Annotated in this window: 23 protein-coding genes, 1 tRNA gene, 1 other RNA gene and 1 pseudogene; 14 read left to right on the top strand and 12 right to left on the bottom strand. The window is 66.9% G+C overall.

What is annotated here, in order from left to right:
- Nucleotides 1-221 precede the first annotated feature (221 nt).
- Nucleotides 222-1,658 (top strand): NADP-dependent phosphogluconate dehydrogenase, encoded by a 1,437-nt coding sequence (gene gndA / locus AC1DC5_RS09120; protein ID WP_476864900.1) that lies wholly within the window; start codon nucleotides 222-224, stop codon nucleotides 1,656-1,658.
- 118 nt (nucleotides 1,659-1,776) lie between these two features.
- Nucleotides 1,777-2,609 (top strand): annotated as a pseudogene (locus tag AC1DC5_RS09115) (oxidoreductase).
- A 30-nt stretch (nucleotides 2,610-2,639) separates the two neighbouring features.
- On the opposite strand, the gene epsC reads toward AC1DC5_RS09115, so the two are convergent.
- The 3 genes from epsC to msrA form a co-directional block, all read right to left on the bottom strand.
- Nucleotides 2,640-3,224, bottom strand: coding sequence for a serine O-acetyltransferase EpsC (gene epsC, locus AC1DC5_RS09110; RefSeq protein ID WP_441406654.1), 585 nt, complete (start codon nucleotides 3,222-3,224; stop codon nucleotides 2,640-2,642).
- Nucleotides 3,225-3,261: 37 nt separating this feature from the next.
- Nucleotides 3,262-4,197, bottom strand: coding sequence for a cysteine synthase A (gene cysK / locus AC1DC5_RS09105; protein ID WP_476864899.1), 936 nt, complete (start codon nucleotides 4,195-4,197; stop codon nucleotides 3,262-3,264).
- A gap of 67 nt (nucleotides 4,198-4,264) precedes the next feature.
- A complete protein-coding gene (gene msrA / locus AC1DC5_RS09100; protein WP_476864898.1) occupies nucleotides 4,265-4,789 on the bottom strand; it encodes a peptide-methionine (S)-S-oxide reductase MsrA in 525 nt (174 codons plus the stop codon).
- Nucleotides 4,790-4,868: 79 nt separating this feature from the next.
- Between msrA and AC1DC5_RS09095 the strand changes: the two genes are divergently transcribed.
- Together AC1DC5_RS09095 and AC1DC5_RS09090 are read left to right on the top strand one after the other, a co-directional pair.
- On the top strand, nucleotides 4,869-5,786 hold the full coding sequence (locus tag AC1DC5_RS09095) for a Nif3-like dinuclear metal center hexameric protein (protein WP_441406651.1): 918 nt from the start codon (nucleotides 4,869-4,871) through the stop codon (nucleotides 5,784-5,786).
- Nucleotides 5,787-5,964: 178 nt separating this feature from the next.
- Nucleotides 5,965-6,723: a zinc ribbon domain-containing protein gene (locus tag AC1DC5_RS09090; protein ID WP_476864897.1), complete on the top strand. Its 759-nt coding sequence runs from the start codon at nucleotides 5,965-5,967 to the stop codon at nucleotides 6,721-6,723.
- 43 nt (nucleotides 6,724-6,766) lie between these two features.
- Here AC1DC5_RS09090 and AC1DC5_RS09085 read toward each other — a convergent pair whose 3' ends face one another.
- Nucleotides 6,767-7,531, bottom strand: coding sequence for a YaaA family protein (locus AC1DC5_RS09085; RefSeq protein ID WP_476864896.1), 765 nt, complete (start codon nucleotides 7,529-7,531; stop codon nucleotides 6,767-6,769).
- 34 nt (nucleotides 7,532-7,565) lie between these two features.
- Nucleotides 7,566-8,459: an alpha/beta hydrolase gene (locus tag AC1DC5_RS09080; RefSeq protein ID WP_476864895.1), complete on the bottom strand. Its 894-nt coding sequence runs from the start codon at nucleotides 8,457-8,459 to the stop codon at nucleotides 7,566-7,568.
- A 72-nt stretch (nucleotides 8,460-8,531) separates the two neighbouring features.
- Between AC1DC5_RS09080 and rnpB the strand changes: the two genes are divergently transcribed.
- From rnpB to AC1DC5_RS09040, 8 genes are all read left to right on the top strand, one after another.
- Nucleotides 8,532-8,925: RNase P RNA component class A (gene rnpB / locus AC1DC5_RS09075), an RNA gene on the top strand.
- Between the two features lie 150 nt (nucleotides 8,926-9,075).
- On the top strand, nucleotides 9,076-10,686 hold the full coding sequence (locus AC1DC5_RS09070; protein WP_476864894.1) for a GMC family oxidoreductase: 1,611 nt from the start codon (nucleotides 9,076-9,078) through the stop codon (nucleotides 10,684-10,686).
- A 316-nt stretch (nucleotides 10,687-11,002) separates the two neighbouring features.
- Complete coding sequence (locus AC1DC5_RS09065; RefSeq protein ID WP_441406646.1) at nucleotides 11,003-12,499, top strand: glyceraldehyde-3-phosphate dehydrogenase; 1,497 nt, start codon at nucleotides 11,003-11,005, stop codon at nucleotides 12,497-12,499.
- 84 nt (nucleotides 12,500-12,583) lie between these two features.
- A complete protein-coding gene (locus AC1DC5_RS09060; RefSeq protein ID WP_441406645.1) occupies nucleotides 12,584-12,793 on the top strand; it encodes a hypothetical protein in 210 nt (69 codons plus the stop codon).
- A gap of 99 nt (nucleotides 12,794-12,892) precedes the next feature.
- A complete protein-coding gene (locus AC1DC5_RS09055) occupies nucleotides 12,893-13,711 on the top strand; it encodes an HNH endonuclease family protein (RefSeq protein ID WP_441406644.1) in 819 nt (272 codons plus the stop codon).
- The gene (locus AC1DC5_RS09050) at nucleotides 13,708-14,166 is read left to right on the top strand and encodes a DUF1579 family protein (RefSeq protein ID WP_441406643.1); all 459 of its coding nucleotides are present in this window, start codon (nucleotides 13,708-13,710) and stop codon (nucleotides 14,164-14,166) included. Before AC1DC5_RS09055 ends, AC1DC5_RS09050 begins: the two co-directional genes overlap by 4 nt.
- Before the next feature lie 174 nt (nucleotides 14,167-14,340).
- Entirely contained in the window at nucleotides 14,341-15,237 is an 897-nt protein-coding gene (ppk2, locus tag AC1DC5_RS09045; protein ID WP_441406642.1) for a polyphosphate kinase 2, read from the top strand.
- 69 nt (nucleotides 15,238-15,306) lie between these two features.
- A complete protein-coding gene (locus AC1DC5_RS09040) occupies nucleotides 15,307-16,017 on the top strand; it encodes an alpha/beta fold hydrolase (RefSeq protein ID WP_441406641.1) in 711 nt (236 codons plus the stop codon).
- Nucleotides 16,018-16,180: 163 nt separating this feature from the next.
- Here the strand turns inward: AC1DC5_RS09040 and def are convergent, their stop codons facing one another.
- The 4 genes from def to orn all read right to left on the bottom strand — a co-directional run bounded on the left by def (nucleotide 16,181) and on the right by orn (nucleotide 18,954).
- The gene (gene def / locus AC1DC5_RS09035) at nucleotides 16,181-16,753 is read right to left on the bottom strand and encodes a peptide deformylase (protein ID WP_441406640.1); all 573 of its coding nucleotides are present in this window, start codon (nucleotides 16,751-16,753) and stop codon (nucleotides 16,181-16,183) included.
- A gap of 45 nt (nucleotides 16,754-16,798) precedes the next feature.
- On the bottom strand, nucleotides 16,799-17,953 hold the full coding sequence (locus AC1DC5_RS09030; protein ID WP_441406639.1) for an acyl-CoA dehydrogenase family protein: 1,155 nt from the start codon (nucleotides 17,951-17,953) through the stop codon (nucleotides 16,799-16,801).
- A gap of 117 nt (nucleotides 17,954-18,070) precedes the next feature.
- Nucleotides 18,071-18,143, bottom strand: a tRNA-His gene (locus AC1DC5_RS09025).
- A gap of 157 nt (nucleotides 18,144-18,300) precedes the next feature.
- Nucleotides 18,301-18,954, bottom strand: a complete 654-nt coding sequence (orn, locus tag AC1DC5_RS09020; protein ID WP_441406638.1) for an oligoribonuclease — start codon at nucleotides 18,952-18,954, stop codon at nucleotides 18,301-18,303.
- A gap of 158 nt (nucleotides 18,955-19,112) precedes the next feature.
- Here orn and mptB point away from each other — a divergent pair, with 158 nt between their 5' ends.
- Nucleotides 19,113-20,669: a polyprenol phosphomannose-dependent alpha 1,6 mannosyltransferase MptB gene (gene mptB, locus AC1DC5_RS09015; RefSeq protein ID WP_441406637.1), complete on the top strand. Its 1,557-nt coding sequence runs from the start codon at nucleotides 19,113-19,115 to the stop codon at nucleotides 20,667-20,669.
- An 11-nt stretch (nucleotides 20,670-20,680) separates the two neighbouring features.
- Here mptB and AC1DC5_RS09010 read toward each other — a convergent pair whose 3' ends face one another.
- Entirely contained in the window at nucleotides 20,681-21,361 is a 681-nt protein-coding gene (locus AC1DC5_RS09010; protein ID WP_441406636.1) for a DNA alkylation repair protein, read from the bottom strand.
- A gap of 44 nt (nucleotides 21,362-21,405) precedes the next feature.
- Here AC1DC5_RS09010 and map point away from each other — a divergent pair, with 44 nt between their 5' ends.
- Nucleotides 21,406-22,173, top strand: coding sequence for a type I methionyl aminopeptidase (gene map / locus AC1DC5_RS09005; protein WP_441406635.1), 768 nt, complete (start codon nucleotides 21,406-21,408; stop codon nucleotides 22,171-22,173).
- On the opposite strand, the gene AC1DC5_RS09000 is transcribed toward map, so the two are convergent.
- Together AC1DC5_RS09000 and AC1DC5_RS08995 are read right to left on the bottom strand one after the other, a co-directional pair.
- Nucleotides 22,170-22,799, bottom strand: a complete 630-nt coding sequence (locus tag AC1DC5_RS09000) for a GNAT family N-acetyltransferase (protein WP_441406634.1) — start codon at nucleotides 22,797-22,799, stop codon at nucleotides 22,170-22,172. The genes map and AC1DC5_RS09000 overlap by 4 nt on opposite strands.
- Nucleotides 22,800-22,824: 25 nt before the next feature.
- Entirely contained in the window at nucleotides 22,825-23,319 is a 495-nt protein-coding gene (locus AC1DC5_RS08995) for a LapA family protein (RefSeq protein WP_441406633.1), read from the bottom strand.
- Nucleotides 23,320-23,477 lie beyond the last annotated feature (158 nt).

Below are 23,477 nucleotides of genomic sequence, written 5' to 3'. Positions count from 1 at the left end.
GCGGGTGCCTATCCGGCCGCCGTTTCGCCACAGACCGGCGCGCAGGGCGCCGGAAATCATAGACTGTTTGTGACGCTCCATATTCCGCCACGTGGGCACTGCTTTCCAGCGGCCCGCGGAAATACATATGGTTTATCGACAGCCACTGATCCCAAGAAGAAAAGTTCCGCCCCACGCGCGGGACGAACTGCACTCGTTGCACAGAATGAATTGGAGTTTTGATGTCAGCACACATCGGTGTCACCGGCCTTGCGGTGATGGGGGCCAACCTCGCCCGCAACCTGGCCCGGAACGGCTTCACCGTTGCCCTGCACAACCGGTCCGTCGAGAAGACCGACGCCCTGCTGGCGAAGCACGGCCAGGACGGCGACTTTGTCCGCGCAGAAACCCTGCAGGAGCTCGTCGACTCGCTGGAAAAGCCGCGCCGCGTACTCATCATGGTCAAGGCCGGCAAGCCGGTCGACTCCGTGATCGAGCAGCTCGAGCCGCTGCTGGAACCGGGCGACATCATCATCGACGCCGGCAACTCCCACTATGAGGACACCCGCCGCCGCGAAGCCGCGCTCGCCAAGAAGGACCTGCACTTCGTCGGCATCGGCGTCTCAGGCGGTGAGGAAGGCGCCCTCAACGGCCCCTCGATCATGCCCGGCGGCTCCAAGGAGTCCTACGACGCCCTCGGACCGCTGCTGGAAAAGATCGCCGCACACGTCGACGGCAAGCCCTGCTGCGCCTGGATCGGCACCGACGGCGCCGGCCACTTCGTCAAGATGGTCCACAACGGCATCGAATACGCCGACATGCAGGTCATCGGTGAAGCCTTCGACCTGCTGCGCTCCGGCGCGGGCATCGAACCGGCGGAACAGGCAAAGATCTTCGAAGAGTGGAACAAGGGCGAGCTCGCCTCCTTCCTCATCGAAATCTCCGCCGAGGTCCTCGGTCACGTGGACGCCAAGACCGGCAAGCCGTTCGTCGACGTCGTCGTGGACGCCGCCGGCCAGAAGGGCACCGGCCGCTGGACGGTCATCTCCGCCCTCGAGCTGGGCTCCCCGACGTCGGGCATCGCCGAATCGGTCTTCGCACGCGCCCTGTCCTCCCAGGCGGAGCAGCGCAAGCAGGCCCAGGACCTGCTGGCCGGCGGCGAGGCCGCCGTCGAGGTCCCCGAGACCTTTGTCGAGGACGTCCGCCAGGCGCTCTACGCCTCCAAGCTGGTCTCCTACGCCCAGGGACTGGACATGCTCACGTCCGCGGCCAAGGAATACGGCTGGGACCTGAAGCTGGACGAGATCGCCTCGCTGTGGCGCGGCGGCTGCATCATCCGCGCCGAGCTGCTCAAGGAAATCACCAAGGCCTACGCCGCGGAGGAGAAGCCGGCCAACCTGCTCTTCGCCCCTGCGTTCACCAAGGCCATCGCGGACGTCCTCCCGGCCTGGCGCCGCGTGGTCTCGACCGCCGTGCAGCTCGGCATCCCGGTGCCGGTGTTCTCCTCGTCCCTGGCCTACTACGACGGCCTGCGCCGCAAGCGCCTCCCCGCCGCCGTGATCCAGGGCCAGCGCGACCTCTTCGGCGCGCACACCTACGGCCGCGTCGACGCCGAAGGAACTTTCCACACCCTCTGGGGCGAGGACAAGTCTGAAATCGAGGCAGTGGACACCCACTAGTCCCTCGACCGACACCGACGGCCGGTGCTCCCGTTACTCTGGGAGCACCGGCCGTTCGCGTTTCCCCAGGAAACCCGTCTACACAGCCGTCCACGTCGCCGACCCAGGAGTGCAGCAGATGACCCAGCCCGTAGCATTTGTCACCGGTGCCTCCACCGGAATCGGCTTTGAGACCGCGTGGAAACTCGCGGGCCGGGGTTTCACCGTCTATGCCGGGGCGCGCCGCGTCGAGAAGATGGAGCCCCTCAAGGCCCACGGGGTGACGGTCCTGGCGCTGGACGTCACGGACGAGGAGTCCATGGCCGCCGCCGTCGGGCAGGTGATTGCCGACCACGGCCGGGTCGACGTCCTGGTGAACAATGCCGGTTACGGTTCCTATGGCTCGCTGGAGGAGGTGGAGCTGGCCGAGGGGCGGCGGCAGTTCGACGTCAACCTCTTCGGGCTGGCGCGCATGACCCAGTTGGTGCTCCCCGGGATGCGGGCGGCGGGGCGGGGGAGGATCATCAACGTGTCCTCGATCGGCGGAAAGATGTATGAGCCGCTGGGTGCCTGGTACCACGCCACGAAGTTCGCGGTCGAGGGACTCAGTGATTCGCTGCGGATCGAACTCAAACCCCACGGCATAGACGTGTGCATCATCGAGCCGTCGGGAACAGAATCGGAGTGGGCGCCATCTCCGGCGACAGCCTGCTGGCCACGTCCGGCCAAGGGCCCTACATGGACCAGGCGAAAGTCGTCGCGGCGGCACTGGCTTCCACCGTGGGATCCTCGATGTCCACGCCCCCGGACGTCATCGCCGATGCGATCGTCCACGCCGCGACGTCGCCGCGGCCCAAGACCCGCTATCCGGTGGGCAAGGGGGCGCGGGCCATCCTGCTGCTGCGGCGGCTGCTGCCGGACCGGGCATTCGACGTCGTCATCTGGCGAATCTACAAGCGTTTTCCCGCGTAGCCACTGCGGCTTCCGACCGGGAAGCTCCGGTCAGATCCGGTATTCGATCAGGTATTCGGCCGGGTCGACGGCGGGCTTGGTTTCGCGCTGTGCGTCCCGGTGCCGCCATGTGGCTGGCACGCCCGTGAGGATCGATTCGGCCGGGGCATCCTTGACCACGACGGCGTTGGCGCCCACGGCGCTGTCCCGGCCGATGGTGATGGGGCCCAGGATCTTGGCTCCGGCGCCGATCACGACGCGGTCCTCAATGGTGGGGTGGCGCTTGACCTTGGCCAGGGAGCGGCCGCCGAGGGTCACTCCGTGGTAGATCATGACGTCCTCGCCGATCTCGGCGGTTTCGCCGATGACGACCCCCATGCCGTGGTCGATGAAGAAGCGGCGGCCGATCGTTGCGCCGGGGTGGATCTCGATCCCGGTCAGGAACCGGGCCAGCTGCGAAATCAGCCGTGCCGGGAAGCGCAGCGCCGGGTTCTGCCACATCCGGTGCGTCACGCGGTGGAACCAGATCGCGTGCAGGCCGGAGTAGGCAAAGAAGTTCTCAAAAGAACCTCGAGCCGCCGGGTCGTGCGACCGGGCGGCGTCGAGGTCTTCCTTCAGTCTTGCGAAGAAGCTCACAAAGACCTTTCTACGAAATCTTGGGACAGGGCCGGGCTCAGCCGCGGATGTCGTCGTACAACACGGTGGAGATGTAACGCTCACCGAAGTCGCAGACCACAGCAACAATAAGCTTACCGGCGTTCTCCGGGCGCTTGGCCAGTTCCAGGGCCGCCCAGACGATCGCGCCGGAGGAGATGCCGCCGAGGATGCCTTCCTTGACGCCGAGTTCCCGGGCCACGCGGACCGAGTCCTCCAGGGTGGCATCGAGGACCTCGTCGTAGACGTTGGTGTCCAGGATTTCCGGAATGAAGTTGGCGCCGATGCCCTGGATCTTGTGCGGGCCCGGGGCGCCGCCATTGAGGATGGCGGAGTCCTTCGGCTCGACGGCGATGATCTGCACGTCGGGCTTGCGCTCCTTCAGCACCTGTCCGACGCCGGTGATGGTGCCGCCGGTGCCGATGCCGGCGACGAAGATGTCCACCTTGCCGTCGGTGTCGGACCAGATTTCCTCGGCTGTGGTCTTCCGGTGGACCTCGGGGTTGGCCTCGTTGGCGAACTGCTGGGCCCAGATGGAGTTCTCCGTGTTGGCGACGATCTCCTGGGCCTTCTCCACGGCGCCACGCATGCCCTCGGAGCCGGGAGTAAGCACAATCTCGGCACCGTAGGCGCGGAGCATGACGCGGCGTTCGGTGGACATGGTTTCCGGCATGGTCAGGATGACCCGGTACCCGCGTGCGGCGCCGACCATGGCCAGGGCAATGCCGGTGTTGCCGGACGTGCCTTCAACGATGGTGCCGCGGGGCTTCAGGGCCCCGGCCTTCTCCGCGGCGTCGACGATGGCGACACCGATCCGGTCTTTGACGCTGTTTGCCGGGTTGTAGAACTCCAGCTTGACGGCAACGGTAGCGTCAAGGCCTTCGGTCAGCCGGTTGAGCCGAACCAGCGGGGTGCCGCCTATCAGCTGGGTAACATCGTCATAGATCCGTGCCATGGGTGTCTGCGCCTGTCTGTGGGAGGGGAATGCTGAGGTCAGCCTAGCGAGGGCCCGCAGGCCCTAGCTAAGCATTAAGCCATGCAGAGTAATATTTCCGAGCCTTGGCCAGCTTCGGATTGATGATCACCTGACAGTAGCCCTGCTCCGGAAACTTGGCGTAGTAGTCCTGGTGGATCTCCTCTGCCCTGTGGAACACGGGAAGCCGGCTGACTTCCGTGACGATCGGATGCGCCCACAGCGACTGGTTCCGGCCGATCGCGTCCTCAAAGAGGATCTTCTCCTCGGTGGTCTCATAGAACATCGAGGAACGGTACTGCGTGCCGACGTCGTAACCCTGGCGGTTCAGCGTGGTGGGGTCATGGAGGGCGAAGAACATGTCCAGGACAACCTCCGCCGGGATGATCTCCTCATCAAACGTGACGGCAACGACTTCGGCGTGGCCGGTGGTCCCGGAGCAGACGGCGTAATAGTCGGGGTTACGGTCGTGGCCTCCGGTGTAGCCCGAAACGACCGCGCTGACACCCTTGGTTTTCTGGTAGACGGCGTCGAGGCACCAGAAGCAGCCTCCGCCGAGGACAAAAGTTCTCATGCACTGTTCAATGGTCGAAGGGCCCCGATGATTCCCGGAGTCTGCGGGGCCGGCCGTTCCATAGGGTAAAAATGTGGGTATGGAACCTGTAAACACCGACGTTTCAGCCAGCCCTTCCGATGGAAGCGACGCTGCCGGCAACGGATCCGCGGAAACGCCCGGGGCCCCCACCCTGGGCATGATCCTGCTGGCCGTCGAGGAACTCTGGCCGGAATCCCTCGCCGAGGACTGGGACGAGGTGGGCCTCGTGGCGGGCCACCCTTCCGCCGGGGTGAGCAGGATCCTCTTCGCCGTCGATCCCACCCTCGAAGTGATCGAGGAAGCCATCGAGTTTGGCGCCGAACTGCTCATCACCCACCATCCCCTGCTGCTGAAGGGCGTCACCTCGGTCGCGGCCACCACCGCCAAGGGCCGGGCCGTGCACCGCCTGATCGAATCAGGGACGGGGCTGCTGACTGTGCACACCAACGGTGATTCCGCCGTCGGCGGCGTCTCGGATGTCCTGGCCGACGCGCTGGGACTGCAGAACGTCGCCCCGCTGAGCCCTGCGGCGAACGGCCTGCCGGAGGAAGGCATCGGGCGGGTCGGGGACCTCGAGGACGTCCTGACCCTGGGCGACTTCGCCGCCCGCGTCTTCGGCATCCTGCCCGCGGTCGCCGGCGGAGTGCGCGTATCCGGGGACCGGGACGGGCTGGTCCGCCGAGTGGCAGTCTGCGGGGGCGCCGGGGATTCGCTCCTCGGCGAGGTCCGGGCCAGCAACGCCGACGTCTTCCTGACCGCGGATCTCCGGCACCACCCGGCGTCGGAAGCCCGTGAGGCGGCGGTCAACGACCGGCCGTACCTGATCGACGTTTCCCACTTCGCCAGCGAGTGGCTGTGGCTGCCGGCTGCGGCCGAGGCGCTGGGCAACGTGCTGAGCGACCAGGGCCACGACGTCGAGATCCGGGTCAGCACCACCAACAGCGATCCGTGGGACTTCATTCTGACTCCGGGCTAACACTGGCGTGCGAGGTCCGTCGCCGGGCCCACACCGGCGAGGGACCCACACCGAGCGCAGCGAGGTTTGGGAGCCGGTGGGGACGTAGCGAGGCCGGGGAGCACGCTAGGCGCTAGAGTCTAGGGAGCGCCGACTAGGTGCCCGGCTCCGGCCGGCAGGGAACAAGCGGAGGTAAATAGTGGCCAAGGCAGCACCGGCGGAACAGTTGAAGTTGCTCGAATTGCAGGGACTTGATGCGAAGCTCAAATCCCTGTTCAACCGCCGCCGAAGCCTTGAAAGCGACTCCCGGATCACCGATCTGGAAGCTGCCCTCAGCGTGGCCAACGGCGAACTCGGTGCCGCGAAAGTGGCCGTCCACGACGCCGAACTCGAGCTCAAGCGTTCCGAGGCGGACGTGGAGCAGGTGGCCTCCCGGATTGAACGGGACGAGGCGAAGCTCAACAGCGGCACCGGCCTGTCCAAGGACCTCGTGGCCCTGCAGCGCGACCTTGTGTCCCTGAACAAGCGCCGCTCCGACCTCGAAGATGTTGAGCTCGAAGTCCTTGAGCGTCTGGATTCCCTGCGCCTGCGCCAGGCCACGCAGCAGCAGATCGTGGACGACATCCAGGGCTCCTTCGGCTCTATCCGTGCCGAGCTGGACGAGAAGCTCGCGGAGATCGGCGCCGAAGCCACAGTGGTGCGCGGCCAGCGTGCCGAATTCGCCGACGGCCTGGATGCCGGGCTGCTGGCGGTCTACGAGAAGACCCTGGCCAAGCGCGGTGTCGGCGCGGCCCGCCTCTTCCACGGAACATCCGAGGGCTCGGGCATGCAGCTCAGCCCCGGCGACCTCGCCGAAATCAAGGCCGCTGCCGAGGACGACATCGTGTTCTGCCCCGACTCCGGCTGCATCCTGGTCCGCTCCGCCGAGTGGAGTGGACCCAACCTCCCGACTGACTAGCAGTCAAGGCCGTTTAGGGGCTCAAAACGGCCCCTGCTGCGAGCTAGTTGGGCAGGATGATGTTCAGGGTGTGCGGCTTCCGGGCCGTGCCCTCCACCAGTTCGACGGTCCACTTTTCGGCCGCCGCCTTCCGCAGCTGGGCGGGCGTCTGCGGCGCCTTGCCCCGGCGGGTCAGCAGGTGCCGTGCGAGTTCGCCCCGGGTGTGCTTGGCGAAGTGGCTGACCACCTTCCGCACGCCGCCGACCTCAGTGAACACGTTCACCGCAACGGTCTGCGGCGGCGGGGGAGCCCACGCGGCGGCGTAAGTGCTGGAGCGGCAGTCCACCAGGAGTTCGCCTGCCGTGGCGGCCGCGAGGGCCTCCGTGAGCTGCGGCTTCCAGAACGACGCCAGCCGCCCGGCGCCGGGCAGCGCGGTGGCCATTGACAGCCGGTAGGCAGGAACGCTGTCGCCAAAGCGGATGGCACCCCAGAGCGCGGAAATGACCAGCACGGATTCATCGGCCTTGCGCTTCTGCGCCGCCGTCAGTGAGTCATAGCCCAGCGCGTCGTACAGCACCCCGGAGTACACCTGGTGGGCGGGCGCAGCCGGCTCGGCGTGCAGCCGCGTGTTGCGTTCGACATCGGCCCGCAGCGATGCGCCGACGCCCAGGAGCGCCAGGGCATCCTCGTGGGCGCTGACCGTTCCGAGCCCCTCCAGCACCTTGGCCCGGTAGGCGTTCAGTCCGGGGAAACTCAGGGACGCCCAGTCGACGGCGTCGCCGGCCGTCGCGGGGGTCTTGCCTTCAGAGGGCGGCAGCAGAATCAGCACCGCACAATCTTAGCGGTCCGATTCCGGCGTGGGATCAGGTGAGGTTGCTGCCGAGGAAGGACAACACCTCGGGGAGGATGGAGCGCCAGTAGCCGTCGTCGTGACCGCCGGGCTGGAAGCCGCCTTCGACGTCGCCCGTGAGCCCTGTGCGGTAGGCACGGACGGTGGTGGCAAGGTCGTCCCCGGTGCCGCAATCGATCCTCTTGGGCAGCGCCGCGAGCCGGGGCCGGAGCGCGAACACGTCGTTGGCCGCGAAGTCGGCCGGCCCGTCGAAGGCGCCCTCGATGCGCGAGTCGTAGTTGTCCCACACCGCCGGACTCATGGCCGCGACGGCCCGGAGCCCGGGCAGCCGGCCCTGGGAGGCGAGCAGCAGGGAGCCGAAGCCGCCCATGGAGAGACCGAAGAGCCCGACCCGGCCGAGGTCGAATCCGTGGCCGCCCAGAAAGGGAACAAATTCCTTCACCAGCATCGACTGGGTGTCACTGCCGTCCGCGCGGGCATGCCACCAGGTGTTCCCGCCGTCCACGGCCGCCACACCAAACGGCGTCCCGCCGGCATCAAGGTGCCGTTGGAGGGCCTCGTGGGCTGCCAATCCGTCCAGTAGTACATTGTGGCTTCCGCCGAGACCATGCAGGAACACTGCCACGGGCAGTTGCGGCTGCGCGCCGCCGCGCGGCATGTCCGGTGCGGCCACGGCCCAGTGGCTGGTGACCCCCGGGCGGTAGGCGGAGACGAACGAGCCGCTGCTGGTCCGGACCGTCAGAGGCTCGGCGCGGGCCGGCGTCGCGTTCGTCGTCGGGCCGGCGGGTGCCGCGGGGGACGTGACATCAGGCGCGGCGTCTGCAGTGCAGGCCGCCAGCGCGGAGGCGCCAAGGCCGATTCCGGCCAGCTCAAGCAGCCGGCGCCGGGTCAGGTCGGACTGGTCCATTCCCCGATCATAGGCCCGGCCGCCGGACGTGTCCCCGGACGCGTCCCCGCTGACCGTAGAATGGACAGCGGATGGGTTGACCAGGCGGCCGCGCGTCACGCAAGTGGCTCGAGGAACGTCCGGGCTCCGCAGGGCAGGGTGGTGGGTAACGCCCACTCGGGGTAACCCGCAGGCCAGTGCCACAGAGAACAGACCGCCTGCATGCCGCGCGTGCTTGCACGGGCTGCAGGGCAGGTAAGGGTGAAACGGTGGTGTAAGAGACCACCAGCTTCCCGGGTGACCGGAAAGGCTAGGTAAACCCCACCCGGAGCAAGGCCAGACAGGGCACGTTTGAGGGCTGCCCGCCCGAGTGCCCGGGTAGGCTGCTGGAGGGCGTCGGCAACGGCGTTCGTAGATGGATGGCCGCTACTCCCACGCCGGTAACGGCGCGGGAACACAGAACCCGGCGTATCGGTCAACCCATCCATTCACCCCCCAAGAAGCCCGGTCCTCCCTGCCGTGTGCCGCCCACCTGCCGCGTTGCAGGTAAATCCAGATGCTTGACAACATCACCGCGAAACTACAGACTTCACTCAACGCTTGGGGGCGGCGTTTCGGCGATGGTTGAGGAGTCAGAGTGCCGGATGACGCAGCATACGACTATGTGATTGCCGGGGGCGGGAGCGGCGGCAGTGTTCTGGCGGGCCGGCTCAGCGAAGACCCCTCAGTCCGCGTCCTGCTGCTCGAGGCCGGCAGATCCGACCGCCATCCCCTCATCCATATCCCCGCGGGCTTCCCGAGGCTGAAGAACGGGCCGTACCAGTGGGACTATGCGAGCATTCCGCAGGCGCACAGCAATGGCCGCCGCATCCCGCTGGCCCAGGGCCGCGTCCTGGGCGGCGGCGGGTCGATCAACTCCCAGGTCTTCACCCGTGGTGTGGCTGAGGACTACGACGGCTGGGTCAAGGATTTTGGTTGCGTCGGCTGGTCCGCCGACGAGGTGAAGAGGTACTTTGTGCGCTCGGAGTCGAACAGCCGGCTCTCGGCACCGCACCACGGGACCCAGGGCCCGCTTGGAGTCTCCGACCTCCTGCGTCCCCACAAGCTCTCGGCGGCCTTTGTGCAGGCGGGCCAGGAGTACGGACTGCCCTACAACAGCGATTTCAACGGGGCCGAGCAGTACGGCGTCGGTTTCTACCAGACCACCACCAAGAACGGCCGCCGGTGCAGCGCGGCCGTTGCCTACCTCAAGCCCGCCCGCAATCGGCCCAACCTCACCATCCGCGCCAATGTGACCGTATCCAAGGTGATCATCAAGAACGGCCGGGCAGTCGGGATCCACGCCATCGAAGGCGGCAGCCCGCAAACGTACAGCGCCAACCTCGAGGTGATTATCTCGGCCGGCGCCTTCGGTTCACCCAAGCTGCTGCAGCTGTCCGGCATCGGCGACCCGGAAGACCTCGCCGCCGTCGGCATCGATACCGTCCATGCCCTGCCCGGCGTCGGCAAGAACCTGCACGATCACTGCGACGTGGACATCGTCTACGAGCTCAAGGATTACCACAGCCTGGACCGGTTCAACCAGGTACGGCCGGCCACGGTCATGGCCGGCGTCGAGTACCTTGCCTTCCGTTCAGGACCCTTCGCTTCAACCCTCGTCGAGGCCGGCGGCTTCAGCTACGCCAACCAGGAGGAGAAGACCCCAGACCTGCAGTTCCACTTCCTGCCGGCCGCCCGGGCGGGAACGGGCGGTGCTGCCTTGAAGCCCGGGTTTGGTGCCACGCTGAACTCGTACTTCCTGCGGCCCCGGAGCCGGGGAACGGTTCGTCTCATATCTTCCGACCCGGGCGCAGCGCCCCTTATCGATCCGAACTACCTCGCGGACGACTACGACCTCGAGATGGCCATCGCGGGGGTGCAGCAGAGCCGCCAGATCATGGAGCAGTCCTCGATGACGGCGCTCACCAAGGCCGAACACATCGGCGACGGCGGCCGGGTGAAAACCCGCGACGAGTACGTGAAATTCGTGCGCTCCTACGGCCGGACCTCGTACCACCCCGTGGGCACCTGCGCCATGGGAACCACTGATGACGCCGTAGTCTCGCCGCGGCTCAAGGTCCATGGCCTCGAGGGATTGCGGGTCGTTGACTCCTCGATCATGCCCCGGCTGGTGAGTGCCAACACGCAGGCGCCGACCATCATGATCGCCGAAAAGGCCTTTGACATGATCCTCGAGGACGCCCGCTAGGCGAGCCGAACTGCCGGCCGGGGCGGGGACCGGATCCCGGGCTCACAGCCTTCACGGGGCACCTGCGTCATGGGGCCTCGGGGCCGGTGTGAGTCATTTCACGCACTCCCCGGGCCGCACCCCGCCGGGCCGCCCGTAGAATGGATGGTGAACGTAGAAGTTCTGCCGCCGGGTCTGCGTTCGCAGCCGGTGGTTTTTCTTTGCTCGAACAGGCGCCCGGGGTGGACCGAATCCCCGGCGCCGAGGTACCGGACAACCTCCGGCCGCCACTTCCGCATACGAGGTCGTATGTGGTGGATTCTAGGAAGGTATTTCTGTGAGCCAGACGTCAGATTCTTGTCTTGATACGTGGATGGGCCGGGAGGCGCTCGCCGAGGCCATGATTCCGGTGATCGGCCGGCTGTACCGCGAGAACAACGTGGTCACGTCCATCCATGGCCGCAGCCTGATCAACAAGTCCACCATGAACATCCTCAAGGCACACCGTTTCGCACGCCGGATGAGCAAGGAAGAACTGCGCCTCGAGGAAACCGCCCCGCTGCTGGACGCCCTGACCAAGCTGGAGCTCGGCGCCGCAGCCATCGACATTGCCCGCCTCACCGAGAAGTACCGCGTCGAAGGCAACGGCGCCACCCTGGACGAGTTCCTTCGTAAAGAACTCGCCGACGTTGTGGGCAAGCGCGGCGGCGACGACCGCACCAGCACCGACGTCGTTCTCTACGGCTTTGGCCGCATCGGCCGGCTCCTGGCCCGCCTCCTGATCGAAAAGGCCGGCGGCGGGCACGGCCTGCGCCTGCGCGCCATCGTGGTCCGCCGCGGTTCGGACAACGACCTCGCCAAGCGCGCCAGCCTGCTGCGCCGCGACTCGGTCCACGGCTCCTTCGAAGGCACCATCAAGGTGGACCTCGAGAACGACACCATCACCGCCAACGGCGTCCAGATCCAGGTCATCTACTCGGACAACCCCTCGACGGTTGACTACACGGCCTACGGCATCCACGACGCCCTGGTCGTCGACAACACGGGACGCTGGCGCGACGCTGAGGGCCTGTCGCAGCACCTCCAGAGCAAGGGCGTTTCCCGGGTGCTGCTCACCGCTCCGGGCAAGGGCGAGCTGAAGAACATCGTGCATGGCATCAACCACACCGCGATCACCGACTCGGACAAGATCGTCTCGGCTGCCTCCTGCACCACCAACGCCATCACCCCCGTCCTGAAGGCGATCAATGACCGCTACGGCGTGGTGCACGGCCACGTGGAGACGGTCCACTCCTTCACCAACGACCAGAACCTGATCGACAACTTCCACAAGGGCGACCGCCGCGGACGCTCTGCCGCGCTGAACATGGTCATCACCGAGACGGGCGCCGCCACGGCGGTGGCCAAGGCCCTGCCGGAGCTCCTTGGCAAACTGTCGGGAAGCTCCATCCGCGTCCCCACCCCGGACGTGTCCCTGGCCATCCTGAACCTGAGCCTGGAAAACGGCACCACCAAGGACGAGGTCAACGACTACCTGCGGGAGATGTCGCTGCACTCGGACCTCCGGAAGCAGATCGACTACATCGATTCGCCTGAGGTGGTCTCCACCGACTTCGTCGGCTCACGCCGCGCCGGTATCGTCGACGGTCTTGCCACCATCTCCAACGACAAGAACGTCATCCTCTACGTCTGGTACGACAACGAGTTCGGCTACAGCTGCCAGGTGGTCCGCGTTATGGAGGAAATGGCCGGCGTGAACCCGCCGTCGTTCCCCGCCAAGGACGCAGCCGCAACCCTGGAAGCTGCCGGCCTGCCGGTCGAGGTCACGGCCTGACGCTCCGGCCCTGAATTCTGTCCTGTTCTGTCTTTCCCGGCCGATCCTCTGGAATCGGCCGGGAAAGGGCACCACAATAGTGCAATGGAACAGAACTCGGCAGTGGAGCACGAAACCACCCTGGAACACGCCCTGGACGTTGCGCGGCAGAACTCCAAGGAAGCCAAACGGCTTCTCGACGATGCCCGTGCCAAGCATGCGGCCGGTGAGGTCGACGAGTCGCGGGTCCAGCAGCTCGAATCGCTGATGGCCCTCGCCAACGAAGACCTCGTGCGGGTGACGAAAGAGAACTGAGAAGGCACTCGTCCTCCACACTGTGGACAACCCGCACGGCACCGGGGGACAGGCCTAGGCTTCGGGTGTGGAGAGACTTCGCCCCGCCCCGGAGCCCGCGTGACGCTCACGTGGGCGGCATACCGGAAAGAGCGACGGCGGTCCCGCCTGGCGTGGACCCTGCTGGCCGCCGCTGCCCTCGCCGCCGTCGCGGGGCTCGGCTGGTTCTTCACCGCCGGACAGTTTGCCGCCGTCGAGCCGCCCGCCGACGGACCCAGCGAGGCGCCCGTGCTGGCGGCCGGCTGGATGGAAGCCGTTCCCTCCGTGCGGCCGGTCCCCCCGGGCACCGCCGCGGAACTGCTGGACACGCTCCCGGTCAAGGGCCGGGCGGGCCGGGACAACTACGACCGCAGCGCCTTCGGCCAGGCGTGGCTCGACGTGGACCGCAACGGCTGCGATACGCGCAACGACATCCTCCGCAGGGACCTTGCCGGCGCCGAATTCAGCAAGGAATCCAGCTGTCGGGTGGCCAGCGGAACCTTCCGGGAACCCTACACCGGCCGGCAGGTCACGTTTCGCAGGGGAGCCGAAAGCAGCAAAGCGGTGCAGATCGACCACGTCGTGGCGCTGGGGGATGCCTGGCAAAAGGGCGCCCAGCAGCTGACGCCTGCGCAGCGCGAGCACCTGGCGAACGATCCGCTGAACCTCATCGCCGTCGACGGCCCCGCCAACCAGGACAAAAGCGCGTCCGACGCCGCCACCTGGCTGCCGCCGAACAAGGCCTTCCGCTGCCACTACGTCGCCCGGCAGGTCTCGGTGAAGGCGGCCTACCGGTTGTGGGTCACTCCGGCGGAGAAGGACGCCATGAAGCGTATCCTCGGCTCCTGCCCGCAACAGCAAACCATTATTCCGGAACCGGCCGCTAGACTGCAGCGATGACTGAAACCATGACAATCGTCGAGTTCCTTGCACCCTATTTCGGCAGCTGGAACGGCACCAACGACTTACGGATCATGCCGACGGACGACTACCGGCGATCACCCGGGGGTGCCACGGCAGGCGTGACCGCACACGACTTCGCCACGATCTCCTACACCTGGGCGGAGGACGGCAAGCCGCAGGACGGCGTGCTGCTGCTCGGCGGTACGGCAGCTGCGGCCAAAGCGGTCTGGGCGGATTCGTGGCACACGGCCAAGACCTGGCTGAACCTGGCCGGGGAGGTAGGACCCGACGGCGTGCTCCGCCTGACCGGCTCGTACCCCGCACCGGAGGGCCCGGACTGGGGCTGGCAGATCCACATCACGCCGGCGGAAGCGAAGATCACCATGCATAACGTCGTCCCCGGGCATGATCCCTACCAGGTCGTCGAGCTGCTGACCGGCACTCCGCGCTAAGCGGCAGGGGCAGGCTTCCGTGGCCCCAGCATAGGAGCCGGAGTTCCCGCTGTCCCGGTCCGGCGCCCCCTTGTGGGCTGTCAGCCGCTCGGCGAGAATGGGCGCGGCAGGGAAGTCCGCGACACAGCAGGGACAGGTAGAGCCCGCCACGCCGCACGGAACGGGACGGGAACCATGGCACATCCAAAGCGCGGCTCGGGCAAGGCCGGCTCCGGCAAAGCACATGCGGGCCAAAAGGGTGCCAAGGGACACGCGCCGGAACGCCCCGGGCGGCTGGCCCTCGGTCTCTACGAGGCCGAGCTGTACCGTCTCCAGGCCGAGCTCGTCGCGCTGCAGGAGTGGGTCCGCAGCACGGGCGCACGCGTGCTGGTGATCTTCGAAGGTCGGGACGCCGCCGGAAAAGGCAGCGCGATCAAGCGGGTCACCGAATACCTGAATCCGCGTGTAGCCAGGACCGTGGCGTTGCCGGCCCCGACGGACCGGCAGCGGGGTGAATGGTACTTCCAGCGCTATGTGGCGCATCTTCCCGCGGCGGGCGAGATCGTCCTGATGGACCGCTCCTGGTACAACCGGGCCGGCGTCGAACATGTGATGGGATTCTGCACTCCCGCTGAACACAAGCGCTTTATGGCCCAATGCCCGGTCTTCGAGCGGCTGTTGATCCAGGACGGCATCCTGCTCTTCAAATACTGGTTCTCGATCAGCCACACGGAGCAGGAACGGCGCTTCAAATCCCGGCTGAATGATCCGATGCGGCAATGGAAACTCTCCCCGATGGACCGTGACGCGATCCTCCGCTGGGAAGACTATTCGCGGGCCAAGGATGAGATGTTTGTGCAGACGGACACGGCCGAGTCGCCCTGGTATGTGGTCGAGGCGGAGGACAAACGGCGGGCCCGGATCAACATGATCGCCCACCTGCTCTCCAGCATCGACTACACCGAAGTGCGCACGGAGCCGGTGACGCTGCCCGAACGGCCCAAGGCCGTGAACTACACGCGCCCGCCCCGGGAGCTGTTCCGGTACGTTCCGGATCACGCGTCGAAGCTCGAGCGCCCGGACGAGGGGTAGCCCGGGGTTCCAGGAAATCATCCGCCCGTCCCGGGCCATTAAGTCCGCCCGGGCAGGTAGGGTACCGGCATGGACATCATCCTCGTACCCGGATTCTGGTTGGACGCCTCATCGTGGGAGGAGGTGACTCCGCCGCTGGTGGCGGCCGGACATCAGGTTCACCCGCTCACGCTGCCCGGTCTGGAATCGGCAGATGCGCCGCGGGCCGGGATCGGCCTGCGCACCCACATCGACGCGGTCGTGGCGACAATTGACACCTTTGATGACCCCGTCGTGCTGGTGGGCCATTCGGGTGGCGGCGCCATCATTCACGGCGCCGTCGATGCCCGCCCGGGACAGGTGGTGCGGGCAATCTACGTAGACAGCGGGCCGCTCGGCGACGGCGGCGTCATCAATGACGAACTGCCGGACGACGGCGACGCGGTCCCGCTTCCGCCGTGGGAGCTGTTCGAGGATGAAGACCTCACCGACCTCGACGACGACTTGCGCGCCATGTTCCGGGCCCGTGCCATCCCGCAGCCCAAAGGCGTGGCCCAGGACCAGCAGCGGCTGAACGACGAACGCCGCTACGACGTCCCGGCGACCGTCATCGCCTGCGAGTTCCCGTCGTCCATGCTCACCGAAATGATCGCCGGCGGCCACCCGTACGTCGCGGAGCTCGGACGCGTCCGCGACGTCGATTACGTGGACCTTCCCACCGGCCACTGGCCGCAGTTCACCAAGCCCGCTGAACTGGGCGCGGCAATCCTTGCCGCCGTCGACCGGACGCCGGGGAGCTAGCCGGCCGGTCACTTCGGAACCGGTTACTTGGGTGGGGAATCTCCGCGGAAATTCCCCACCTTTGCGGCGCGACCTTGGGCGCGTCCCGCCAAAACGCCGGCGGTTTCCTGCGCATCGGCGTCAAAGGGGGGAAGTCCGCGCACCCGTGCCGCCTGGCCGAGTGTCAGTGCCCGAAGGGGTCCGGATCCACGCCTGGCATCCAGGTCAGCCCGGGGACGCCCCAGCCGCTCTTCTTGGCCAGCTTCATGGCCTTGCGGGCATACCGGTCCATTAGCCGGTTGACGTAGAGCTTGCCGTCGAGGTGGTCGTATTCGTGCTGGATGACCCGGGCGAACCAGCCCGTGGCCTCGAATTCGACCGGGGTGCCGTTCCCGTCGAAGCCCTGCACCCGGGCCCACTCCGCACGCTTGAGCGGGTACTGCCCGCCCGGGAAGGACAGGCAGCCCTCCTCTTCCTCATCCGGGTCCGGCAGCGCGCCGGAAACCTTGGACAGGGTCAGCACCGGGTTGACAACGACGCCGGACGGCGGGGCGCCGTCGTCGTTGTCGAACTTGTAGACAAACAGCCGCTTGCCCACCCCCACCTGCGGCGCGGCGAGACCGACGCCGTTGGCGGCGTCGTTGGTTTCGAACATGTCGGCGATCAGGGTCCGGAGTTCGTCGTCGAAGACTTCAACCTCGGCGGCCCGGCGGTGGAGTACGGGCTCACCCCAGATCGTGATGGGCAGGACGGTCATGTCAGAAGGTTCCTCTGGTGCAGTGCTGTGTATACGGGGGGCGGGTCAGTCGGCGATGGTGCGGCCGATGACGTCGCGCATGATTTCGTTGGTGCCGCCGAAGATCGTCAGCAGCCGGGCGGCCAGGTAGGCCTGCGCCACAGGGTATTCCAGGATGTAGCCGTACCCGCCGTGCAGCTGGAGGCAGCGGTCGGTGACGGATTTGGCGCGCTCGGACGCCCACAGCTTCGCACGGGCGGCGGACGCGGCGTCCAGCTCGCCGGCGTTGAAGGCCAGGATCGCATGGTCCACGTAGCTTTCGGTGACCTCGACCTCGGTGAGGATGTCGGCCAGTTCGAAGCGGCTGTTCTGGAAGTCGATGATTCGCTCACCGAAGGCGTTGCGGTCCTTCGTGTAGCGCACTGTCGCCTCGTAGGTGGCGCGTACGACGGCGGAGCTCGCCACCGCGATCGCGAGCCGGCCCTGGGGGAGCTGCCCGGCAGCGTACTGCAGGCCCTTGCCCACTTCGCCGACGAGGTCCGTGTGCGGAACCCGGACGTTGTCGAAGAACAGTTCGGCGGTGTCCGAAGCCTTGAGGCCCATCTTGTCCAGCTGTTTGCCGGTGTTGTAGCCCTCGCCCTTGCTGACCATAAACAGGGAGAAGGAATCGTGGTTTCCGCGGCCGGTGCCGCCGTCGGTGCGAGCCAGGACCAGGGAGGCGTCGCCGGAGATCCCGTTGCCGATGAAGGTCTTCTGGCCGCTGATCAGCCAGTCGTCGCCGTCGCGGACGGCCTTGGTGCGGATGCCGCGGAGGTCCGAACCAGCGCCCGGCTCGGTCCAGGCGATCGATGTGACCTTCTCGCCGGAGACCATGCCGGGCAGCCACCGGCTCTTGAGCTCGTCGGAGCCGTAGGCCAGCAGGTGGGGGAGGACCAGGTCATCGTGGAGATGGAAGGCCAGTCCCACGGCCAGGTGGTTGCTCTTGGCGAATTCCTCGTCGATCACGGCGCGGAAGCGGTAATCGTCCATGCCCATGCCGCCGAACTCCTCCGGGACGGCCAGGCCCAGGAGGCCCTGCTCCCCGGCCGCCGTCCACAGTTCCCGGGACATCATGTGGTCTTCGTCCCACTGGGCGTAGTGCGGTGCCACGGCACGCGTGTCGAACTCGGCAGCCATCTCACGGAACATCTCGTGGTCTTCTTCAAAAAGCTTGCGCTTCATTGCGTTTCCTTCCGTTCGCGTTCCTGGCACGGACAACTGCACAGACAACAAAGGCCGCACCGGATATCCGGTACGGCCTTCGTCTAAGGTCGGACAATCACTGCCGTCCTTTATGAGGGTGAGCGACGGGGGTTGAACCCGCGACCTCCTGGACCACAACCAGGCGCTCTGCCAACTGAGCTACGCCCACCATGTGCCCCGCCATGCCCTCCGGTGATCCGGCTGGCTGAAAAGGCAACGACAAATAGCTTACCTGCTCTTCGGGGCTGCTTTTGCCACTTTCTTAGGTTTTCATCAAAAATTTCCGCAAACGTGGCGCAGATTACTAACCGAAGATCAGTCCGGGGCTAGGTCGCCGGCGTCCCGGACGGAGCCTCGGCGGGTGCCGCTTCCTCCACTGTGCCCATGACCCGCCTGGCGATCCGCTGGGCGGTGGCGCTGTCCGGTCCGGGCGCCGGGACGAAAACGGCCTCGCGGTAGTAACGCAGTTCGTCGATCGAATCCTGGATGTCGCCGAGGGCCCGGTGGCCGCCGAGCTTGGCGGGGGACTGGAAATAGGCCCGCGCGTACCAGCGCCGCGAGAGCTCCTTGATGGTGCTCACATCGATGACCCGGTAGTGCAGGTGCTCCACGAGTTCCGGCATGTCACGGACCAGGAAGACCCGGTCCGTGCCCACCGAATTGCCGCCCAGCGGGGCCTTCTTGGGATCCGGCACCCACTTCTTGATGTAGTCCAGGACAATGGCCTGGGCCTCCGCCATCGTCTTGCCGTGCGGGAGCTCCTCGAGCAGCCCCGAGCGGGTGTGCATGTCGCGGACAAAGTCGTTCATCTGCGCCAGGGCGGCGTCATCGGGCTTGATGACGACGTCGACGCCGTCACCGAGGATATTGAGCTCCGAATCCGTCACCAGCGCGGCAACCTCGATGAGGGCGTCGTTCTCGGTATCCAGGCCGGTCATTTCGCAGTCGATCCAGACGATGCGTTCATTAGAAATAGGCACGCGCTCAGCCTACCGTTTCGTCGCCGCCGGGCGGTCCGATGCTAGGATTTCGGGTACGCGGCCGGCGAAACTTTTCGTCATCGCGGCCAGCCCCTGGCCGGTTCCCACGGCCGGCTGAGGCTGCAGTAGAGCCCCACAACAGATTGGACGATCCTGAGATGACGGCGCCTGTGCCTGCGGCGGGGAAAACGGTTGCCGGCACGTCCCCGGCGGCAGCCGTTGCTGACGTGGACAATGCACGTTCACCGCTTCTGGCGGGATTCGTCGGCTCGCTCTTCATGGCGATCGGTTCTCTCGGCGTCGGCTGGCTCGCGCCGGCCTCGGAGCTCCGCCGCGTTCCATTGTTTATCTGGATGCGCACCGAAGCCCTCGGCGTCGGCCTGTGCATTGTGCTCCTGGCCGTCGGCGGGATGCTGCTCGTCCGCGCCTGGCTCAGGCTAGGCCAGCGCGTCCGGGTCTGGGGAGCCGAGGCCCGCAAGGCAACCCTGCAGGCGGTTGTCCTGTGGGGGCTGCCCCTGATGTTCTCGGTGCCGCTGTTCAGCCGCGATGTCTACGCCTATATCGGGCAGGGCCGGCTGATGGTGGAGGGTTTCAACCCGTACGAAAACGGCATTTCCGCGCTGTCGAACTACTTCCAGCTCGGGGCCGACAAGATGTGGACCGAGGCCCCCGTCCCGTACGGCCAGCTGTTCCTCTGGATCGAGCAGTTCGTGGTCTGGTCCACCAACGTGCACCCGGAAGCCAGCATCATGCTGTTCCGGCTCGCCGCCCTGGTGGGAATCGTGCTGTGCATTATCTACGTGCCGAAGCTCGCCGAACTACACGGCGTAAACCCGCACCGCGCCCTGTGGCTGACGGCAGCCAACCCGCTCTTCCTCACCAACTTCATCGCCAGTGTCCACAACGACGCGCTCATGATCGGCTTGGCCCTTGCGGGAATTTACTACTGCGCCACCCGGCGTGTGATCCTCGGCCTGGTCCTGGTAACCCTGTCCATCTCGGTCAAGCCCATCACGATCGTCTTCCTGCCCTTCATCGGCCTGCTCTGGGCAGGAAAAGGCGCCAGCTGGCCGCGGAAGTTCGTGTTCTGGGGGCTCACCGCCGGCATCAGCGTGGCCCTGCTGTACGCCATGAGCCTGGTGAACGGCTTCGGTTTCGGCTGGATCAGCGGGCTGTCGGCCCCGGGCAGCATCTGGATCTGGTACGCCCCGGTCGGGCTGCTGGGTCTGGTGGTCGCGTCCATTTTCAACGCCTTCGGACTCGACGGCTGGGGGCTCGCCAAGTGGGTGTACGACGCCGGAAAGCTGCTGGCGCTCGGCATCATCGCCTGGCAGATCTTCCGCGGTGATTACGACCGCCTGATCCGCCGGCTCACGCTGGCGTTCGCCGCCGTCGTCGTCCTGGCCCCGATGATCCAGTCCTGGTACGTCGTCTGGCTCATCCCGCTTTTCGCCGTCACTGGCATCCGCGACGACTGGCAGGTTAAGGCCCTGTACTTCATCGTGTCGTTCTTTATGGTGTACGCGATCTCGGACCAGCTGGAGGTCTTCCCCTACCTGCAGACCGCGGATCTCGGCCTGGCACTGGCGCTGGCCCGCAACGCCGCCGCGATTATTGCCCTGCTCTTCGCCCTGTACCTGATCTTCCTCGACCCCAAGACCAAGCTGCTCTTCAGCAAGTCTGAGGAGCCGGTCACCACCCGCCCGGTGATCTGAGATTCCGCAGGTCAGCTGATTTTCCGCAGGGCCTCCCGGCGGGAGAGCGGGCTAAGCGCTTCGCTGTGACGCGCCGCGAAGCCCCGGACCCAGCCAGGGTCCGTGGCGGCGTAGTCCCGCAGGGCCCAGCCGATCGCCTTCCGGATAAAAAACTCCGGGTCAGCTAGATTGGGTTCGATGACCGCGGCGAGCAGGACGGGATCCGTCGCCGATTTTGCGCCCAGCTGTGCAGTGATGGCCGCCCGCCGGATCCAGAAGTCCGCGTCCGTGCTCCAGCGGATGAGTGTGGGGGACATGTCCTCCCGGTGGGTTTGCAGCAGCCCGCAGAGACGGTGCGAGACTCCGTCCACCAGATCCCACCACGCGCCGGAACGGATGATTTCCTCGTAGAGCGGCAGCATGCCCAGCTCACCGGCGGCCAGCCGCAGGCCCGTGAGGTCGATGGCCGCGTAGCGTTCCTCCCGGCAGCCTGCGCCCCGCCACAGCTCGAGCACGGCGGACTGCAGTTCCTGCAGGGACCCCGGAGGCAGTTCCTTGGCAGCGGCCTTGACGATGCGCCGGACCTCCGGAACCCGGACGCCCAGCGAGGGCATCTCCGACTTGAGGTAGGCCTGCGCCCCTGCCGCACGGGCCGGATCGGCGGCCTGCCGCAGCCGTGATCGGATCGCGGACAGCAGTTCAGGGTTGGCCATGGGGCAACTTTAGCCATGCTTTCGCTGGCCCTAGAGTTGGAGGCATGTCGATGATCAAGACCCCAGCCGAAATTGCCCTGATGCGCGAAGCCGGCCGGGTGGTGGCCAACACGCTGGAACGCGTGCGCGAGGCCGCCGCCGTCGGCGTGTCCCTGAAGGAACTGGACGAGGTGGCGGCCGCGACAATTGCGGCTGCCGGGGCCACGCCCGCCTTCCTCGGCTACAAGCCGCGGTGGGCTTCGGTACCGTTCCCCGGAGTGATCTGCACGTCCGTCAACGATGCCGTGGTGCACGGCATCCCCAACGGCTACCGGCTCCAGGACGGCGACCTGCTCAGCGTGGACTGCGGGGCGTTCCTCGAGGGCTGGTGCGGGGACGCCGCGATCAGCTTCATCGTGGGCACGCCCGACCCCGTGGACCAGGCCCTGGTCGACGCCACCGACGCTGCCCTGGCCCGCGGCATCGAGGCCGCCCGGATCGGCAACAAGATGGGTGACCTCGGCTACGCCATCGGCGGGGCATCACGCCGCGCCGGTTACGGCCTCCTCGAGGACCACGGCGGCCACGGGATCGGCAAGACCATGCACGCCGAGCCGGACGTTCCCAACGACGGCCGGCCGGGCCGCGGCATCAAGCTGACCGAGGGCCTGGTCATCGCGATCGAGCCCATGCTGATCCTGGGCCGCAAGGACGACTACTTCCACGACGACGACGAATGGACCCTCCGCTCGTCCAACGGCCGCCGCGCCGCCCACAGTGAGCACACTGTGGCCATCACCAAGGACGGGCCGGTCATCCTGACCCTGCCTTAGGGGTTGCCGGCCGCTGGTCGGGGCGCCGCCAGGCGGACGACGGCGCGTCCCGGCACCGCCGCGCTGACGGCCTCGAAGCCGGCCGCCAGGAAGAGGTTCAGGGTGCCGTGATAGAGGTCTGCCGGGCCGGCTTTGGGACGTTGCGCGGGATCGACGGGATACCCCTCCACGACTTCGGCGCCGTGGGCGATGGCGTGCCCGACGGCGGCGGCGAGCAGCGACCGCGCCACACCGGCCCGGCGCTGGCCGGGGGAAACCACGAAACAAGTAACGGACCACACCTTGTTCCGCCCGGGATCCTGGGCCACCTCCGGGCCCGCCGCCGTCAGGACTTTCGAGCGCAGGATCCTGGGATAGCAGCCGCGGGGCTCCACCGCGCACCAGCCCACCGGACTACCGTCGCGGAAGGCCAGCACCCCCGGTGCCGGGGCGCCGCCGTCGAACTTGTCCCGCAACTGGCCTTTCCGCTGCTCCGGGGTCGATACGGACCACTCCGGTCCGGTGAAGGCGAAGAACCTGCACCAGCAGCGCGAAGGCTCGCCCCGGACGCCGAAGAGGCGCTCGACGTCGGGCCAGCCGGCAGCGGCGGTGGTAATCGCGGTTTGCCCCAGCGGTTCTGCGTCCATGGGAAGAGGCTAGCGTCCTGGTGCGTCAGCGCGTGCGTGTGCCCTGGCCGGCCTGCCGGCTGACGCGCGCGCGGTGCGCCGCGAGCCGGAGCTGGATGATGCGGGCGGCTCCTGCGATGGCGACAAGGACGCCGCCACCGACCGCGGCGATGAACAGCGCAATACCGAGCGGGACCGATCCTTGGAGGCCGAAGAACTTCACCTGGACATATTCCTGGTTCTGCAGGATGAAGGCGATGAGCAGGATCAGCACTACCAGTGCGCTGGCGACCGCGGCCCAGACCATGCCCGCGCGGGTGACCTGGCGTGTCTCCGGGGCGGGGGAGGGTGCCTCTTCCAAGGGAGTCTCGGCGCGGCGCGCCGGCGTTGCAGCAGCCGGATCCCCCGATACCAGGTCTGTGGCGCCGGAAGGCTGGGGGCTGTAGCCCTCCTCTGCGGTGGCGTCAGCTGCCCCCGGGTGCTGGGTGCTCAAGGCGTTTGTGGGATCGTGGGGATCAAATCCGCGGGGCGTCTGGGTCATGGCGGCCGTACCTTTCGGTTGCGGACAGGCACAGGGGCTTTCCCGGCGGCCTGCCTGTCTGGTCAATACTAAGCGTGCTGATGGCTGACGGCGACATGACGTGCGGGTGCGCTGCACGGGACTCACCGATCGCGCTGGAGGAACCTGCCGGACGGCGA

The sequence above is a fragment of the Arthrobacter sp. 10L424 genome (assembly GCF_056395325.1).
Note: the sequence above shows the minus strand (reverse complement) of the source record. Positions and strands in the feature narration are given on the sequence as shown.